We start from the raw sequence: 313 nt of genomic DNA, 5'->3' as shown, positions 1-313 counted from the left end.
AACCGCTTCTAAAAGCGGTTTTTACTACCCTAATGCGCATGTCCGCCACCGCCTGCCCCAAATTTAGGTTTAGGACAGAGCCAAATAATGGATGCTGCAAAAAGAAACACCAAAGCTAGGATTAGGAAAAAATAGTTTGCCGACAAGGTCAATGCTTCTTTATCCACTAAACTAGAAATATAGCCTTATGCACCTTCCGCGCTCATTCCCTGCTGCATCAACACCGACTGGGTTTGATATGTATGCAATCTGCCGACCATTTCGCTACGTGCAACTTTGGTATGGTCGTCCCAAATAGTGACAGCAATAGAGG

Annotated in this window: 1 pseudogene; it reads right to left on the bottom strand. The window is 45.0% G+C overall.

The window, feature by feature from the left end:
* Window positions 1–29 precede the first annotated feature (29 nt).
* A pseudogene (locus tag ACG9ZB_RS16910) lies at window positions 30–313 on the bottom strand (MFS transporter); the annotation flags it as partial.

It is taken from the genome of Acinetobacter johnsonii (genome assembly GCF_048551975.1).
GTDB lineage: Bacteria > Pseudomonadota > Gammaproteobacteria > Pseudomonadales > Moraxellaceae > Acinetobacter > Acinetobacter johnsonii_A.
The sequence above is the reverse complement of the archived record's forward strand: the minus strand, read 5'-3'. Positions and strand labels throughout refer to the sequence as shown.